The sequence below is a fragment of the Streptomyces sp. CB02261 genome (assembly GCF_001905665.1).
In the GTDB taxonomy this organism is placed as follows: domain Bacteria; phylum Actinomycetota; class Actinomycetes; order Streptomycetales; family Streptomycetaceae; genus Streptomyces.
In genome coordinates this window covers 297,539-313,994 of record NZ_LIVX01000005.1, presented here as the reverse complement: position 1 = coordinate 313,994, position 16,456 = coordinate 297,539, and the positions used below count along the sequence as shown (strand labels likewise).

Below are 16,456 nucleotides of genomic sequence, written 5' to 3'. Positions count from 1 at the left end.
TCCGAGATGCTCGTGGCTCCGCATGTCGCGGCGGCCGCCGCCACCCCTACCGCGTCGAAGCCCACGAGCCACCACCGGCCGCCCGGCCGGGGCCTGCGCACCCACCCGGGCGGCCCGGCCTTCGTCCGGGAGCCCCGCGAGGAGCTCTTCCTGCTGGCCGTCGGCAACTTCGTCTCGCAGCAGACCTTCTACGAGAGCGGGCGGGACCGCGACGACCGGTACACCCGGCTCGTCCGCGCACTCGCCGTCGAGGACCCCGTGTGGACGGCCGGCCTGTTGCGCTGGCTCCGCGGCGAGGGCAACATGCGGACGGCGTCGCTGGTGGGCGCCGCCGCGTACGTGCGGGCCCGGCTGGAGGCCGGGGCGTCCGACGGGCCGTCCAACCGGTCCGTGATCAACTCGGTGCTGCAGCGCGCCGACGAGCCCGGCGAGATGCTCGCGTACTGGACCTCGACGTACGGACGGAAGGTGCCACAGCCCGTGAAGCGCGGCATCGCCGATGCCGTACGCCGGCTGTACTCCTCCCGGTCCCTGCTGAAGTACGACACCGTGTCCAAGGGCTTCCGTTTCGGTGACGTGCTCAACCTGGTGCACGCCCGCCCCGATCCGGACAAGCCGTGGCAGGACGCGCTCTTCCGGTACGCCCTGGACCGCCGCCACCACCCGGAGCTCGCGGTCCCGCCGGCCTCCGACCGTCTGCTGACCGCGCACCGGGCGCTGAGGGAGCTGCCGGTGGCCGAGCGGCGGGCCCTGGTGACCGGGCCGGACGGCGCCGCGCGGCTGACGGCCGCGGGGATGACCTGGGAGGCCGTCGCGGGCTGGCTCCAGGGCCCGATGGACGCCGCCGTATGGGAGGCGGTCATCCCGTCGATGGGGCCGATGGCTCTCCTGCGGAACCTGCGGAACTTCGACGAGGCGGGAATCTCGGACGAGGCGGCGGCCCGGGTCGCCGCGCGGGTCGCGGACGCCGACGAGGTCGCGCGGTCCCGTCAGTTCCCCTTCCGCTACCTGGCCGCGTACCGGCACGCGCCGTCGGAGCACTGGGCGGCCCCTCTGGAGCAGGCGCTCGGGCACTCCCTCTCCCACGTACCGGCCCTGCCCGGCCGGACGTTGATCCTGGTGGACCGGTCCGACTCCATGTTCTGGGACACCGTGTCCGAGCGGTCGAAGCTGACGCGGGCGGACGCGGCGGCCGTGTTCGGCGTCGCGCTGGCGATGCGGGCCGAGCAGGCGGACCTGGTGGAGTTCGGCTGGTCCAGCACCGTGGTGCCGTTCCGGACGGGGGAACCCGTGCTCGACGTGCTGAAACGGTTCCACAGCCTCGGCGGCACCTACACCGCGAAGGCGCTGCGCGCCCACTACCGGCAGCACGACCGGGTGCTGATCGTCACCGACGAGCAGGTCGCCGCCTACGATCCGGGCGGGCCGGCCGAAGCGGTTCCGGCCGAAGTCCCGGTCTACACCTGGAACCTGGCGGGCTACGAGCACGCCCACGGACCCACCGGTCCTCACCGGTACACGTTCGGCGGCCTCACGGACACGGCGTTCCGGATGGTCGGCCTCGTCGAAGCCGGCAGCGGGGCGACCTGGCCGTGGACCGTCGTGCACCGGTGCACCCCCTGAGCCGGCGCGGCGGCGTGCGAGGTCGCCCGGCAGTCGGGGTAGGAGAGGAACATGGACAGCTCACTCTGGCTCGTGGTCGCCGCGGTCGTCGCGCTCGTGATGGCGGGATACGCGGCCGTTCTGCTCGTACGCGTCTTCCGGGCGCGCAGGTTGCTGCTGGACGCGGGGGTGCCGTTGCGGTCCAAGGCCCTGTTCTGGGCGGCCGTGGTGTACACGGTGTCGCCGATCGACCTGATCCCGGACCCGGTCTACCTGGACGACATCGGGGTCCTGCTGGTGGCCCTGCGGGCCCTGCACACGGCGGCGGCCAGGAGCGGCGTGGGTCGCGAGGAGCTGCCCGGCTGACGTGCGGGACCCGGGAGTTCGACGGCGTGAGGCGGCCCCCGCACCTGGGTGCGGGGGCCGCCTCGGCGTAGGGGGCAGGGGTCAGAGGTGTGTACGGGTGAGAGGCGTATGAGCCGGGGTCAGACGACGGCCGGGCCGCCGCCGAAGGGGCCGCCCGTCCGGTAGTGCACGGCGATCTCCTCCCGGTACTGCTGGTCCGCGAGGTGCTTGTCGGAGTGGAACTCCGGCGCGTCCTTGATCTGCTCCTTGGTCAGGCCGATGTGCACCACATGACCCTCCAGGTCGATGCGGGTCACCGTGCTGGCGGGAAGGAGCACTTCCTTGCCGAAGATCCACACTCCCGTGTCGACGACCAGATAGGCGTCGCCGACCTCGTCGGAGTGCTTGTCGACCTTCCCGATGTGTCCGTCGGTGGCCTCCACCCTCCAGCCGGTCAGGTCCGTGCCCACCAGGTGGCCGAACGCCTGCCCGTAACTCCACACGTTCTCCGCCATGTCGATCACTCCTCCGTTCTCGGACGTTCTCCCGAGCCGCGTCACGCGGGCTCAGGAGGACCGCCTGCCCCGGGGAACGGAAGCCACACCCTCTAACGTGTCGTCGCGGTGGAGACCGCCGTGTCGACGGAGGCGAAGGTCACACCGTGGTCGGCGAGGGCCTCGGCGACGACGCCGCCGGTCGTGGTGAGGGCAAGGAGGATGTGCTCGTCGCCGATCTCCCGGTCCTTGCGGGCCAGCGCCACGCGGAGCGACTTCTCCAGGACGGCCTTGGCCTCCTGGGAGAAGGAGCGGCGGCCCGACCACCACCCGGCGTCCTTGCGATCGGCCGCCAGGGCGCCGGCGCCGTGCGTCTCCTCCACGCGTGCCACGATCGCGCCGACGTCGATGCCGAGTTCCGCCAGAGCGGTCGCGTCGGCCCGGGAGAGTCCCGCCCGGCGCCGGGCTTCGGCGAGCGCGGTCACCAGGGACGGGCGGCGGTCCGGCGGGCACAGCTGCCGCAGCGCGGCCGCCGCCCGGGTGTCCTCGCGGTCGAGCAGGGCCAGGAGCAGGTGTTCCTCGGTGACGACGGTCGCGCCGCCCCGCTCCGCGTGCTCGACCGCCCCCTTCACCACGGCACGTGCGGCCTTCGTGAACCGTTCGAACATCACTGCCTCCCGTATTTCTTGTGGACGGCCTGTCGGCTGACTCCCAGTTCGGTCGCGATCTCCTGCCACGACCAGCCCTGGTTGCGCGCACTGCGCACCTGGACGGCTTCCAGCTGTTCCAGCAGTCGCCGCAGCGCGGAGACGGCCCGCAGTCCGACCCGGGGGTCGCGGTCGCCCGCTCGCGCGGCGAGATCGGTCGCATCGGTCATGCAGTCAACCTACGTTGACAACCTCGTCCCGTCAACCTTGGTTGACGTGTTTGCCGGGTGGCACGGCGGTGAGGCGAACAGGAACCACCATCCACACATCGACTGGGGAGCCATGGAAAGCGTTGTTCGACTGGCGATCGTCCTCGGCGGCTCGGCACTGCTGGCCCTCGCCGCCGGCCGCGCGGCGGACCTCTTCGCGAGGTACGCGGACGCGCGTCGCCCTGACACCCCGCTCTGGGGGCTGCTGCGGCGCTGCCGCACCCCCCTCCATCTCGTCCTCCTGACCGCCGTGTTCCGGTGGTCCTACCGCGCAACGGAATGGCGGCCGCTCCTGGAGCACACGGCGGCGGTGGACCAGATCCTGCTGCTGTGCCTGATCGGCGGCGGCGCCTGGCTGACCGTGCGGTTCGCCTCGGCCGTCGTCGAGTCCTCGTACGCGCGGTACGCCACGCGCGCGCGGGACGCCGCACGGCTGCGCCGCGTCCGTACCCAGGTGACGCTGATCACACGCGTGGTGTCGGTCGCGATAGGTGTCGTCGCCGCGGCCTTCGCCCTCGTCACGTTCCCGACGTTCCGAGGGCTCGGCACCTCCCTGCTCGCCTCGGCCGGGATCATCGGCATCGTGGCCGGCGTGGCGGCGCAGTCGACGCTCGGCAATCTGTTCGCCGGCTTCCAGATCGCCTTCGGCGACATGGTCCGCATAGGCGACACGGTCGTCGTCGACGGGGAATGGGGCACCGTGGAGGAGGTCACCCTCACCTTCCTCACCGTACGGACCTGGGACGAGCGCCGGGTCACCCTGCCCGTCTCGTACTTCACCTCCCGCCCCTTCGAGAACTGGACCCGCGGCGGCAACGAGCTGACGGGCTCCGTCTTCGTGCACTGCGACCACTCCGCGCCCGTCGGCCTGATGCGCGCCCACCTGAAGGACTTCCTCGACACCTGTCCCACCTGGGACGGCCGCGCCTGGGACCTCGCGGTCACCGACACGTCCCCGACCGCCATCACCGTCCGCGCCATCGTCACGGCCAAGGACGCCGACGACCTCTGGACCACCCGCTGCGCCGTTCGGGAGGACCTCGTCGACTGGCTCACCCGGGAGCACCCGGGCGCGCTCCCCCGCATCATCACCGCCCCGGCGGCCGACGCCCCGGGCCACTGACAGGCCCCTGCGGAACCGCCCGTATATCCGGTCGCCCCGGCCCGGCGGGCCTGGCAGGGTGTCCGTCATGAGCTCCCGGCCCCGGTGGCACGCTCGCCCGACACCCCTCCTCGCCGACACGTGACAGGCACCACACGGGAATCGGTTGGTCCGGCGGGGGCGGGCGGGGTTCGAGCGGCGGCAGCGGAACGTTAGCGCCGCGCCAGTGGGACGTGAGTCGTGCGCGGGAAGCTGGACGGGACCAACTGCGGCCGGCGCGTCGGCCGCTGACCAGCAGACCTCGGGGGCTCACCATGTGCGCCGATCATCCGGCGGGAGACACCGGAGCGGCCTTCTCAGCGGTCGTTCCCGGAGGGGCCTCCCACTCGCCCGGACCGTCGAGGCGAGTGAGAAAGAGCAGGTAGGGGAAGTGCTCACCAAGCCGGTGACGGTGACCGTCCACGCGTCCGATCCTCTCAGTCGGGCCGGGCTCATCAGCCACCTGCGGCATCAGCCGACCATCGACGTCGTCCCTGACCAGGACGACGGGAACCGGAACGCCCCGGCGGTCGCCGTGCTGCTCGCGGAGCGGATCGACGAACCCACCACGGCCGAGCTGCGGCGCCTGCTGCGCGGGCGGGACCAGCGTGTCGTCCTCGTCGCGCGCGAGCTGCGCGAGCCCGACCTGCTGGCCGTCGTCGAGTACGGGGTACGGGCCATCATCTGGCGTCATCAGGCCACCGAACAGCGTCTGCTGAGCGCCGTGCACAGCGCGGCGCGCGGCGACGGCGAACTGCCGCCTGACCTGGTCAGCCGTCTGCTGAACCAGGTCGGGCGCTTGCAGCGGGCCACCTCGACGGGCGCGGCCACCGGCGGGGCGGTGCCGCTCTTCGGGATGGCTCCCCGCGAGGTGGACGTCCTGCGGCTCCTCGCCGAGGGCCTCGACACCCGCCAGATCAGCGAGAAGCTCGCGTACTCCGAACGCACCGTCAAGAACATCCTGCACGCGCTGATGACGCGTCTCCAGCTCACCAACCGGGCGCATGCCGTCGCGTACGCGCTCCGCGAAGGCTACATCTGATGATCCATGAGATAGACGAGGCCCTGCGCCGGCTGCTGGCACCCGCGGTGACCGGCGACGTCGCCTTCGACGCGCCGACCCGCGACTGGGCGGCCCGCCGCAATGCCCCGACCCTGAACGCCTATCTGTACGACATCAGGGAGGACGTGGCCCGGCGCGAGCGCGGCGCCTACGCCGAGCGGGACGCCGGTGGCGCCGTGACGCGCCGACGTCAGCCACCGCGCTGGTTCAGGCTCTCCTACCTGGTGACGGCCTGGACCTCCCGGCCCGAGGACGAGCACCGGCTGCTCGCCGCCGCGATGGCGCTGCTCCTCCCCCACGAGGTGCTGGCCGGCGACGCCGTACCGGAGTCGGTGCGGCCGATCGCCGCGTCCCTTCCGATCAGCGTCGCCGTGCCGCCCGCCGAGTCACGGTCGCTCGCGGACATCTGGTCGGCGCTCGGCGGCGAGCTCAAGCCGTCGCTGGACGTCGTGGTCACCACCCCCTTCCCGGTCACCCCGGTGTACGAGGTAGCGCCGCCGGTCACGGAGGCGGAGATCGTCGTGCGGGGGCTCGACGCCGCGGCGACGGAAGTCAGGCCCCGGATGATCCGGCGCGCGGGGAGCAGAGGCGGCGCCACCGGTGCCGGCTCCGACGCCGCGACGGGGGCGACGGGCGCATGAGCGGTCCTCATGAGGTGCTGGAGCTGATCGTCGCACTGCGGTCGCGGGTCGCCGCGCTCGTGGACGCCCGCAGCGCGGGCGATCCCACGGCGGGCGATCCGCTGCGCGGGCTGTACGTCAGCGAGGAGGCGGCCCGCCGGTCCGCCTCGGAGCCGCCCGTCCACGGGACGGACGACGCCGGACCGCCGCTGCCGGACATCGGCCGGACGGACCGGCTCGGCGGCCTGGCGCGGTCCTTCGCGCTGTCCCCGCTGGACGCGCACATCCTCCTCGCGGCACTCGCGCCCGAGGTGGACCGGAGCTTCGAGACGTCGTACGCGTACCTCAACGACGATGTCGGACGGCGTCGCGCCACCGTCGCCCTCGCCCTCGGCCTGGCGGGCACCGGCCCTTCCGACCCGGCCGCCCGCGACCGCTTCCACCCGGCGGCGCCGCTGCGCTCCGGCGGGCTGCTCGACGTCGAGGACGAGGACCGGCCGCTGCCCGGGCGGGCCCTGCGTGTCCCGGAGCGGGTGGTGGCGCATCTGCTGGGCGACGACACCCGGCTGGACGGCGCTCTGGAGGGCGCGGGAGTCGAGCTGCTGACCCGCGTCGACACGGAGCGGGCCGCCGCGGACACGGGCACGGCGCCCACCGCGCTCGGCGCTCGGGTCGCGGCGGCCGGGCCCGTCACCGTGCATCTGCGGGAGCGGGTTCCCGGGGCCGCCACCGACGCCGTGGTGGCCGCGCTGCTCGGCGCCGGTCGGCCCGTCCTGCGGTACCGGCCGGAGTCCGTCGACGTGGCGGCGGGGCGGGCGCTGCTGCGGGAGGCCCGGCTCCGCGGGGCCGCCGTGGTCGTCGAGCCGCTGCCGACCCGGCCCGGCCCGCTGGTGCGCGTCCTCGCCACGGCGGACACGACCGTGGTCCTCGCCGGCACCGACGCCCCCGACCCCGGGTGGGCCCCGGGCGCGGAGCTGCTGGCTCTCGACGCACCCGAGGACGCGGTGGGCGCAGGGGATCTGTGGCACCGCGAACTCGGGACGATGGAAAGCGACTTCGACCTGGACGAGGCCACCGCCCCGTACCGTCTCAGCGGGGACCAGGTCCGCCGGGCGGCCCGTGCCGCGCGGGCGCTCGCCGCGTTCGAGGGCACCGCGTTGACGGCGGCGCAGGTGCAGCGCAGTGCCCGGCTGGTCTCCGCACCGCTGCTGGACAGCCACGCCCGACGGATCCGGCCCGCGGTGGGCTTCGCCGACATCGTCCTGCCCGAGGAACCCCTGGGGTTGCTGCACGAACTCACCGCCAGAGCCCGTCATCGGGACCGGGTGCTCGGCGAGTGGCGGCTGCGCACCGGCGGCGGGCGGGGGCGGGGTGTCGTCGCGCTGTTCGCCGGGGAGTCCGGCACCGGCAAGACGCTCGGCGCGGAGGTGGTCGCCGGCGAACTGGGCCTCGACCTGTACGTGGTGGACCTCTCCTCGGTGGTCGACAAGTACGTCGGCGAGACCGAGAAGAACCTGGAGCGGATCTTCGTCGAGGTGGACCGTACGGACTGCGTCCTGCTCTTCGACGAGGCCGACGCGGTCTTCGGCAAGCGGTCGGAGGTGAAGAGCTCGCACGACCGGTACGCCAATCTGGAGAGCGCGTACCTGCTCCAGCGTCTTGAGGCGTTCGCGGGGATCGCGGTGCTCACGACCAACCTCAGGGCCAACATCGACGAGGCGTTCACGCGCCGGCTCGATCTTGTCGTGGACTTCCCGTTCCCGGACCCCCGGCAGCGGGTCGCGCTCTGGCACTCCTGTCTGGCGGGCACGCCGAAGGGCGAGGGCGTGGACGAGGAGATCGCGCGCTGCGCCGGGGAGTTCGAGCTGGCGGGAGGCGCCATCCGGTCGGCCGCGGTGACGGCCGGATACCTGGCCGCGGCGCGCGGTTCGGCGGTGACCGGCGAGGACGTGCGGGCGGGGGCGCGGCGCGAGTACCAGAAGGCGGGGCGGCTGGTCCTGGACGCGGGGGCGCCCTGGGCACCGTGAGGCGGTGTGCCGCACGGTGACGCCCGTGGCCCGCGTCCTCGCGAGCGCCGTACGGCGACGAGGGGGCCACCCGTGCGGGTGGCCCCCTCCTGTCGTCCGCGCCGTGGGGCGCTCACCTCACATGACGCTGCCGCCGAGCATCTTGCGGATCGTCGGCCAGTCGACGGTGCCGGTCGCGGAGAGACCCACGGCCGACTGGTAGGCGCGGATCTTCGCCTCGACCTGGGTGCTGTAGCGGCTGGTCGTGTCCTTGCCCGCGCGGAAGTGGTCGATGCCCCACTGGGCGTTGGTGCGCGCCCGCTGGAAGTCGGTGTCGCTGTACTCGCGGTTGTACGCAGCCCAGAACGCGGCCATCAGCTGGGTCGTCTCCCAACTGGTGGCGCCCGACCGTACCTTGTCCGGAGTGATGCCCTGCGCCCACAGGGACGTCAGCGTGGCCGGGCCGAGCGTGCCCTCACGGTCCGTGTCGAAGATGGCGGCGGAGTTCTTGCCGTTCTCGACCCCGTCCTTGACGACGGCGCGCTGGTAGCAGGCGAGGGACGCGCGGGTCGGCGCGTCGATGATTCCCGGCGTCCAGCCGGGCTGCAGCCGGCAGGCGTTGCCGGACGACATGTGCGCGAGGCGTTCCTGGGCGAACTCGACCACGAGGTCCTTCGGGGAGCCCGGGACCCAGGGCGGAACGGGCTGGGGGGCGACGGGCGGGGCCGCGGGCTGCTCGTCGCCGCCGGTGTCGGGCGCGGGTGCGGTCGGTGCGCCGCCGTCCTGGCCCCCGCCGTCCTGGCCTCCTCCGTCCTGTCCGCCGCCGTCCTGTCCGCCGTCGGTCGGGCCACCTCCCGGGTCGCCACCCTGCCCGCCGTCGCCTGCCGGCGGCGGCACCCCGTCCGTGAGGGGCGGAGGGCCGCCGGGCGCCTCCGACCCCGGCGTGGGGCCGCCGGCCCCGCCCGGGGGTGGCGGGGCCTCGGGAAGCTCGCTGCCGGTTCCCTGCGGGACGGGCCGGGGCACGCCGGTCGCGCGGATCTCCTTCGCCGCGCTGACGATCTTCGGCGAGAAGTTGAACCACAGCACCACGAAGGCGATCACGGCGGTCAGCAGGAGTCCGCCGACCACCATCAGCCAGTTGCCGAAGACGGGTCGCTGGTCGAAGGTGGCGTCGAGGTCGAGCGCGGTGTCGTCGCCCGCCCTCCGCACGGCCACGGTGAACCGGTGCGACTCCTCGGGGCCGGTCCACCGCACGGCCTGCGGCCGCACCACGAGATCGCCGAAGGCGGCGCGTCCCGGGGCGATCTGCACGGCGTTCGGCCGTACGTCGAAGGTCAGCCGGTTCGCCTCGTCCCGCGCCACGAGGGAGGCGGTCAGCGGGGTGTTGCCGAGGTTGTCCACGGCGATCCGGGCCCGCCCCCGGAGGCGGCCGGTCAGCGCGGGCGGCAGGAGTTCGGCCCGCGTCTCGGTGAAGGGCGTGACGGTCAGCCGTCCCTCCACCACGTCGCGGGCGGCGGCGTTCTCACGGGGGTCGACACGGATGCCGTATGCGAGGGGCCCGGCCTCCACGTCGGAGGAGCGGGGCGGGGCGAAGGAGATCTCGGCGGTCCCCTCGCTGCCCGGGTAGAGGCGGAGCACGTCCGGCTCGATCCGGGACCAGCCCGAGGGTTTCCCGACGAGGGAGAGGCGGTACTCCTCGACGGTGTCGCCGGTGTTCCGCACCCGCAGTCGGGCGCCGGCGCGTGCTCCGGGCTCGACGGTCACCTCGGCCGGGTCCAGAGAGGTCCACATGGTCATGGGCGAACGTTAGGGGCGCGGGGGTGGTGTCCGCCTGCCCGAACGTCCCTGTTCGGGGGCAGTGCGCCGTGCCCCCGCGGCCTCCCGGCCGGGCCACGCGGACGGTGTCCGTGAGGGCAACCCCCGCTGCCCTCACGAGCGCCCCTTCCTCCCTCGCCGGGGCGCCGGCGTCCGGGCGAGAGTCGGAAGCGTACGACCGCTGTCCACGGCCGAGGGCGGGGACGAGCGGGATGAAGTCGACGCCCCACAGCACCGCGGGGCGGGGCGGTCGGGGCCCGCGGGCCCCGAAGGCCTCCGGCCCGCCCCGGCACCGCACGACCACCGCGTTCCGCAGCACCACGCCCTCCGAGGAGAACACGCACCATGCCCACGTACCTGTCCCCCGGCGTCTACGTCGAGGAAGTCGCCAGCGGCTCCCGTCCCATCGAGGGCCTCGGGACCTCCGTCGCCGCCTTCGTCGGCCTCTCGCCCACGGGGCCGCTGAACGAGCCGGTGCTCGTCACCAACTGGTCGCAGTACGTCGCGGAGTTCGGTGACTTCACGGACGGGTACTACCTCGCCCACTCCGTGTACGGCTTCTTCAACAACGGCGGCACCGCCGCGTACGTCGTGCGCGTCGGCGGTGGGGACGCGCAGGGCGCCACCCGGGCCGTCGGTTCGGCCACCGCCGTCGCCATGCCGCAGGCCGTCGCCGGCGAGGCCGTCGCGCTCGGCACCTTCCGGGTCGCCGCGATCACCGCCGGTACCGAGGCCGGTGGGGCGCTCACCGTCGAGGTGCAGGACGTCGAGGGCGAGAGCGAGCGCTTCAAGCTGGTCGTCAAGGACGGCGAGAAGGTCGTCGAGAGCTTCGACGCCTCCGCCAAGAAGAGCGCCCGCAACTACGTGGTCGCGCAGGTGAAGCAGCGTTCCAAGACCATCGTCCTGGAGGAGGCGGTGGCCGGCGGGCAGCTCGCGAGGCCCGACGCACAGGCCGTGACGCTCGCGCCGCCCGCGCAGGCGCCGACGCAGGTCTCGGCGGGGGCCGACGTCGCCGCCGCACTGGAGTCCGGGCAGTTCATCGGTGACTCCGCCGACCGCACCGGCTTCGGAGGCCTGGAGGCCTTCGACGAGATCAACATGGTCGCCGTGCCCGACCTGATGGCCGCCTACCAGCAGGGGCTCATCGACCTGGAGCAGGTCAAGGCCGTCCAGCTGGGTCTCATCGCGCACTGCGAGCTGATGGGCGACCGGATGGCGATCCTCGACCCGCCGCCCTCGCTCAACGCCCGGGACGTCCGCAAGTGGCGTCAGGAGAACGCCGGTTACGACTCGCGGTACGCGGCCCTGTACTACCCGTGGATCAAGGCCTTCGACCCGGCGAGCGGCCAGACCCGCACGGTGCCGCCGTCCGGCCACATGGCCGGCGTCTGGGCCCGCAACGACTCCGAGCGCGGAGTCCACAAGGCCCCCGCCAACGAGATCGTGCGCGGCGCGGTCGACCTGGAGCTCCAGATCACGCGCGGCGAGCAGGACCTGCTCAACCCGATCGGCGTGAACTGCATCCGCGCCTTCCCGGGCCGTGGCATCCGGGTGTGGGGCGCGCGGACGCTGGCGTCCGACCCGGCGTGGCGCTACCTGAACGTCCGCCGCTACTTCAACTACCTCGAGGAGTCGATCCTCGTCGGCACGCAGTGGGTCGTCTTCGAGCCCAACGACCAGTCGCTGTGGGCCCGTATCCGCCGCAACATCTCGGCCTTCCTCGTCAACGAGTGGCGCCAGGGGGCCCTGTTCGGCCAGCGCGCCGAGGACGCCTTCTACGTGAAGTGCGACGCCGAGACCAACCCGCCGGAGTCCGTCGACCTGGGCCGGGTGGTGTGCGAGATCGGCATCGCCCCGGTCAAGCCCGCCGAGTTCGTGGTCTTCCGCCTCGCGCAGTTCCCGGGTGGCGGCGGCGAGCTGGAGGAGTAGTCCTCCGCGCGTCCGCCGCGACCGCCCCCGTATCCCCCGCCCTCTTCTCCCTTCCCTCTTCCCTCTTTCCTCATGAACAGGAGTGGCCCGTATGTCCCTCGACACCGGTGACGCCCTCACCACCCATAATTTCGGCCTGCAGATCGACGGCGTCATGGTCGAGACCCTGCAGGAGATCAGCGGCCTCTCGATGGAGCAGGACGTCATCGAGTTCCAGCAGGTCTCGGCGGACGGCAAGCCGATCATCAAGAAGCTCCCCGGTGTGAAGAAGGCCGGTGAGTGCACGGTGACCCGCGGCGCCACGCAGTCCGCCGCCTTCACCGAGTGGATCACGTCCTCCATCGCCGGCGACATGGGCTCGGCCCGCAAGGACGCGTCGATCATCTTCCTGGACTACCAGCTCACCGAGGTGAAGCGGTACAACCTGCGGAACGCCTGGTGCACCAAGGTGGAGCTCAGCGCCACCAAGGCCGGTGACGCCGCGGCCCTGACCGAGCAGGTCACCATCACCTTCGAAGAGCTGACGCTCGGCTGATGCGGCGCGAAGGAGGAGCGGCCGGCGGGCCGCAGGGCCTTGGACAGGAGCCGCTGCGGACGGAGTTCGAGTTCGAGCTGCCGCGCGGGTTCGTCGACGAGGCGGGCACGGTGCACCGCAACGGGGCGATGCGGCTGGCCACCGCCAGGGACGAGCTGCTCCCGCTGCGGGACATCCGGGTCCGTGAGAACCCGGCCTACCTGTCCGTGGTGCTGCTCGGCCGGGTGATCACCCGCCTCGGCACGCTGCCGTCGGTCCACGACGGGACGGTGGAGAACATGTTCGCCTCCGACCTGGCGTTCCTCCAGGACTTCTACCGGCAGATCAACGCGGAGGGCCACACCAGGGCCGCCGTCGCGTGCCCGCACTGCGAGGAGTCCTTCGAGGTCGAGCTGGCCGGGAGCCGCCTGGGGGAATCGTGACGTACGCGGCCGACCGGATCGAGGAGGAGACCGCGTACCTCGCCTTCCACTTCCACTGGGGCATGGACGACATCCTCGATCTGGAACACGCGGACCGGCGGCGGTACGTGGCACAGGTGGCGGCGCTGGTGGAGCGGTCGCAGGCATGACGGCAGGGCAGGGAGAGGAGGTCGGAGGAGACGGTGGGGATGTTCGAGAAGTGGCGGGCCGCGGCACGCGGTGCGCGGGCCGGGAGCGACACGGACGGTGTTGTCACTCCCGCCGCGCCGGCGGCGGCGCCCAGAGACGCGTGGCGGGGTCTGCCGCCCGTGCGGCGGGTGCTGGACGCCGAGCCGCGCACGATCGCGGAACACGGCTTCGCCGCGTCGCTCGCGACCCACTGGAACCCCTCCTTCCAGAGCGACTTGGGCCACGGGGCGGTACCTGACGCGCCCGGTGGCGTACTCCTCGACGCGGTACGCCCCGTGCAAAGGTCGGCCGCGGAACCCGGAGCGGCCGAACTGCCGGGGCTGCGACTGCCGGTGGCCGGGACCGTGAACGCGGAGCCGGTGGCGGGGCCTGTGTCAGGGCCTGAGTCGGGGACTGCGTCGGGGTCGGCTTCTCGGCCGGCGCCGGCTCGGGGGTCTTCCGACTCGGCACCGGTGTCGCGGCGGTCGCCGCGACCGGCGTCGGGGCCGACACCCGCGGCGCCCGCGAGCCTGCCTCCGGGCCGCGCGAGCGGCTCGGTGGACTCGGAGGACGGGCGTCGTGGCGCCACCACGTCAGCGGTCCAGCGGACGGCCACGGCTCCTACCGGACGGACCGCGGAGGCGGTTGCGGTACGGGGCGAGGTGGCGGCTCCAGCACGGGGCGAGACCGCGCCTTCGGGACCGAGCGGGACCACGGCTCCCGTACGGGATGGGGCCTCCCCTGCTCCGGTACGGGGTAAGGCTTCGGCCGCTCCGGTACGGGGCGGGGCCTCGGCGCCCGAACCGGCCGAGGTCGCGCCTGCCGTGGAGCGCCCGGCTTCCCCGACACCCGTACGGGACAAGGGTGCGGCACCGCGACCGACCGAGACCGCACCTCCCGTGCAGCGTGCGGCCGCGCCTACTCCCGTACGGGACAAGGCCACGGCACTACGACCGACCGAGACCGCACCTCCCGTGGAGCGGGCGGCCTCCCCCGCTCCCGTACGGGACCAGGCCGCGCCCGCCGTGCAGCGTGCGGCCGCGCCTACTCCCGTACGGGACGAGGCCGCCACGCCGCGACCGACCGGGACCGTCCCTCGCGTGCAGCGTGCGGCTTCCGTCGCTGCCGCGCCGGGTGGCGTGGTGCCGCGCGCCCCGAGGGCCCCCGGGGTGATCCGTCGTGCGGCCGGGGCGGAAGCGGCCCCGATCGCAGCAACGCGCGTGCTCGAGGCGGGGGCCGTGACATCGTCGCCCGCCCCGTCCGTGCGACCCCTGCCCGTGCGCCGTTCGCCGCTGGTCTCCGCCCGGCCCGTACAACCGATGCGCCGACTGGCTCCGGCCGGTGCCGCGTTGCCGAGTCGCACCATGGCGACGGCTACGGACGCGCCCGAGCACGGCGTGGCGCCGACGGCTCCGCCCCTCAGCGCCGCCCCGGAGCCCTCGGCTGCCGGGCGGCCCCAGAACGTCCCGGGCCCTGCTTCCCCCGCGGGGCCCGGGACTCCCGTCGGCACTCCTCCCGTCAGCACTCCTTCCGTCGGCACCCCGCCCGCTCCCGTACAGCGCCGTCCCGCCGTGCGCCGCTCGCGGCGCGCCCCCGGCGCCGACTGGAACACGACGGCGGCCCCCGTGGCACCGCAGCCTCAGGCGGACACGCCCTCGGCCCCGGTGCCGCCCAAGCCGCAAGCCCACATCCCGCCGGCCCCAGCGCAGGTGGACACGGCGACCCCCGCACCCGGGACGCGCCCGGCACCGCCGGACCGTCCGGTCTCCCCTGGGCGCCCCTCACCGGCGGCGGCCCCGGCGCCCATGAGCGCTCGGGCCACCGCCCCGACTCCCCCGGCTCGGCCGGGCCTCGGCGCCCCCGTGCAGCGATCGGCCGCCGACGGGCCCGCCCGGCGTGCGAACCCCGCTCCGCGCCGGTCCCCGATCGGGCCGCCCGTCACGCGCACCGCCGCGCCCCTGGAGACCTCCGTGCCGACGCCACCGACTGCCCCCGTCGCCGGCGGCACCGAGCCGGCACGGGTCCAGCAGGCCTCCACGCCCCCGGCGAGCCCCGTGTCGTCGTCGGCCGTGCCGCACCACCCCGCCCCGGCGTCCACCGGGCCCACAGCACCCGTACCGCTTCCCGTCGCGCAGCGGGCCACCACCGCACCGAATGGCGCCCAAGCGCCGGGCACGGCCACCCCGGGTGGCGCCCAAGCGCCGGGTACGGCCACCCCTGGTGGCACCCCAGCGCCCGTCACGCCCACACCTGGTGTCGCTCCGCCGTTGGTCACGGGCAAGCCCGGCCGAGCCGCGAGCGCATCAGCGCCCCCCTCGAACACGCCCGCCCCCGTCGTCGCCCTCACCGACCTGCCCCGCGCCACCGCTCCCTCCGTGCAGCGGCGCAGCACGTATCCGCTTGCCACGACGCGGCCGCTCACGCCGCGCCTGCCGGGCACCGCGAGCGCCCCCGCCCGCCCTCGTACCGCCGACGACACCGCCCCGCCCGCCGCACCCCTCTCCAGGCCGGTGCCCGACCCCGCCCCCGGCCCGCGCCCCGTCGTCCCCCTCGCCCCTACCTCCGCCGCACGGCCCGTCGCCCGGCCGGTCGCCGTCCAGCGTCAGGCCGCTCCCGAGGCGGTCCCGGCGCCCGCGCCCGTGGTCCCCGTCGTGGCCGCCCCGCTCCGGCGGAGCGCCGCCCCGCACGCCCCTCGCGCCGCCACCACGGTGACCCGGACCGCCGTACAACGCACGGCCGAACCGCGTACCACGGCCACCGGCTCCGACTCCGGTTCCGCATCACCCGGTCAGCTGGACGAGTTGGCCCGTCGGCTCGTCACCCCGCTCTCACGGCTGCTGCGCGCCGAGCTGCGCGCCGACCGTGAGCGGGTGGGCCGCCTGCGCGACCACGGCCGCTGACCGGCCGCACGCCGGCTCCGCGACCGACCCGCCCCACCCGACTATCCGAGAGACCCTTCACCATGCCCCAGCAGCCGGACCCCGCTTCGACCGTCTTCTTCAAGCTCAGCATCGACGGCCAGGACCTCGGCCTGTTCAACAGCTGTGACGGTCTCTCCTCCGAGGTGGAGGTGGAGCAGCGTCGGGAAGGCGGGAACAACGGCTTCGTCTGGCAGCTCCCCACCCGTGTCACCTTCTCCACGATCCGTCTCACCCGCCCCCTGACCCCGGACACCGCGAAGGTCGCCGCCTGGGTCTCGTCGCTGGCCACCGGCATCACCCGGCCGACGGCGCAGATCGCGGCGCTGCGCGCGGACGGGTCGGTCGTGGCGCAGTGGGGTCTGGTCGAGGTGCTGCCGGTCCGGTGGACGGGGCCGACTCTGGACCCGGCCAGTCCGGCCGTCGCGACCGAGACCCTGGAGATCGCGCACCACGGCTTCACCGACGCGGGGGGTTCCTGA

The 16,456-nt window shown here is 74.0% G+C and carries 16 protein-coding genes; 12 read left to right on the top strand and 4 right to left on the bottom strand.

All coding sequences use genetic code 11. From position 1 onward, the window contains the following. The first annotated feature begins 6 nt into the window (after nt 1-6). Together AMK29_RS18815 and AMK29_RS18810 are read left to right on the top strand one after the other, a co-directional pair. Nucleotides 7-1,623, top strand: coding sequence for a TROVE domain-containing protein (locus AMK29_RS18815; protein ID WP_073814327.1), 1,617 nt, complete (start codon nt 7-9; stop codon nt 1,621-1,623). 51 nt (nt 1,624-1,674) lie between these two features. Then, nucleotides 1,675-1,968, top strand: a complete 294-nt coding sequence (locus AMK29_RS18810; protein WP_073814325.1) for a YkvA family protein — start codon at nt 1,675-1,677, stop codon at nt 1,966-1,968. Nucleotides 1,969-2,087: 119 nt separating this feature from the next. On the opposite strand, the gene AMK29_RS18805 is transcribed toward AMK29_RS18810, so the two are convergent. From AMK29_RS18805 to AMK29_RS18795, 3 genes are all read right to left on the bottom strand, one after another. Further along, nucleotides 2,088-2,462 (bottom strand): hypothetical protein, encoded by a 375-nt coding sequence (locus tag AMK29_RS18805; protein WP_073814324.1) that lies wholly within the window; start codon nt 2,460-2,462, stop codon nt 2,088-2,090. Between the two features lie 92 nt (nt 2,463-2,554). Further along, entirely contained in the window at nt 2,555-3,109 is a 555-nt protein-coding gene (locus AMK29_RS18800) for a Clp protease N-terminal domain-containing protein (protein WP_073814322.1), read from the bottom strand. Continuing rightward, nucleotides 3,109-3,318 carry a helix-turn-helix domain-containing protein gene (locus AMK29_RS18795; protein ID WP_030315760.1) on the bottom strand — a complete coding sequence of 70 codons (210 nt, stop codon included), beginning with the start codon at nt 3,316-3,318 and terminating at the stop codon, nt 3,109-3,111. Before AMK29_RS18795 ends, AMK29_RS18800 begins: the two co-directional genes overlap by 1 nt. Before the next feature lie 112 nt (nt 3,319-3,430). Between AMK29_RS18795 and AMK29_RS18790 the strand changes: the two genes are divergently transcribed. The 4 genes from AMK29_RS18790 to AMK29_RS18775 all read left to right on the top strand — a co-directional run bounded on the left by AMK29_RS18790 (nt 3,431) and on the right by AMK29_RS18775 (nt 8,208). After that, complete coding sequence (locus tag AMK29_RS18790; RefSeq protein WP_073814320.1) at nt 3,431-4,480, top strand: mechanosensitive ion channel family protein; 1,050 nt, start codon at nt 3,431-3,433, stop codon at nt 4,478-4,480. Between the two features lie 409 nt (nt 4,481-4,889). Then, entirely contained in the window at nt 4,890-5,540 is a 651-nt protein-coding gene (locus tag AMK29_RS18785) for a response regulator transcription factor (RefSeq protein ID WP_073814318.1), read from the top strand. After that, on the top strand, nt 5,540-6,202 hold the full coding sequence (locus tag AMK29_RS18780; RefSeq protein ID WP_073814316.1) for a DUF4255 domain-containing protein: 663 nt from the start codon (nt 5,540-5,542) through the stop codon (nt 6,200-6,202). The genes AMK29_RS18785 and AMK29_RS18780 overlap by 1 nt, the downstream gene beginning before the upstream one ends. Further along, nucleotides 6,199-8,208: an AAA family ATPase gene (locus AMK29_RS18775; RefSeq protein ID WP_073814314.1), complete on the top strand. Its 2,010-nt coding sequence runs from the start codon at nt 6,199-6,201 to the stop codon at nt 8,206-8,208. The genes AMK29_RS18780 and AMK29_RS18775 overlap by 4 nt, the downstream gene beginning before the upstream one ends. Nucleotides 8,209-8,325: 117 nt before the next feature. Here AMK29_RS18775 and AMK29_RS18770 read toward each other — a convergent pair whose 3' ends face one another. After that, entirely contained in the window at nt 8,326-9,984 is a 1,659-nt protein-coding gene (locus AMK29_RS18770) for a peptidoglycan-binding domain-containing protein (RefSeq protein WP_073814312.1), read from the bottom strand. 363 nt (nt 9,985-10,347) lie between these two features. On the opposite strand from AMK29_RS18770, the gene AMK29_RS18765 reads away from it, so the two are divergent. The 6 genes from AMK29_RS18765 (at nt 10,348) to AMK29_RS18740 (ending at nt 16,456) form a co-directional block, all read left to right on the top strand. Continuing rightward, nucleotides 10,348-11,931 carry a phage tail sheath family protein gene (locus tag AMK29_RS18765; protein ID WP_073814310.1) on the top strand — a complete coding sequence of 528 codons (1,584 nt, stop codon included), beginning with the start codon at nt 10,348-10,350 and terminating at the stop codon, nt 11,929-11,931. Between the two features lie 91 nt (nt 11,932-12,022). Then, nucleotides 12,023-12,466, top strand: a complete 444-nt coding sequence (locus AMK29_RS18760; protein WP_073814308.1) for a phage tail protein — start codon at nt 12,023-12,025, stop codon at nt 12,464-12,466. Next, entirely contained in the window at nt 12,466-12,888 is a 423-nt protein-coding gene (locus AMK29_RS18755; protein WP_073814306.1) for a hypothetical protein, read from the top strand. Before AMK29_RS18760 ends, AMK29_RS18755 begins: the two co-directional genes overlap by 1 nt. After that, a complete protein-coding gene (locus AMK29_RS36730) occupies nt 12,885-13,037 on the top strand; it encodes a DUF6760 family protein (protein WP_198942277.1) in 153 nt (50 codons plus the stop codon). Before AMK29_RS18755 ends, AMK29_RS36730 begins: the two co-directional genes overlap by 4 nt. Before the next feature lie 2,286 nt (nt 13,038-15,323). Next, nucleotides 15,324-15,956, top strand: coding sequence for a hypothetical protein (locus AMK29_RS18745; RefSeq protein ID WP_073814303.1), 633 nt, complete (start codon nt 15,324-15,326; stop codon nt 15,954-15,956). A 62-nt stretch (nt 15,957-16,018) separates the two neighbouring features. After that, entirely contained in the window at nt 16,019-16,456 is a 438-nt protein-coding gene (locus AMK29_RS18740; RefSeq protein WP_073814301.1) for a phage tail protein, read from the top strand.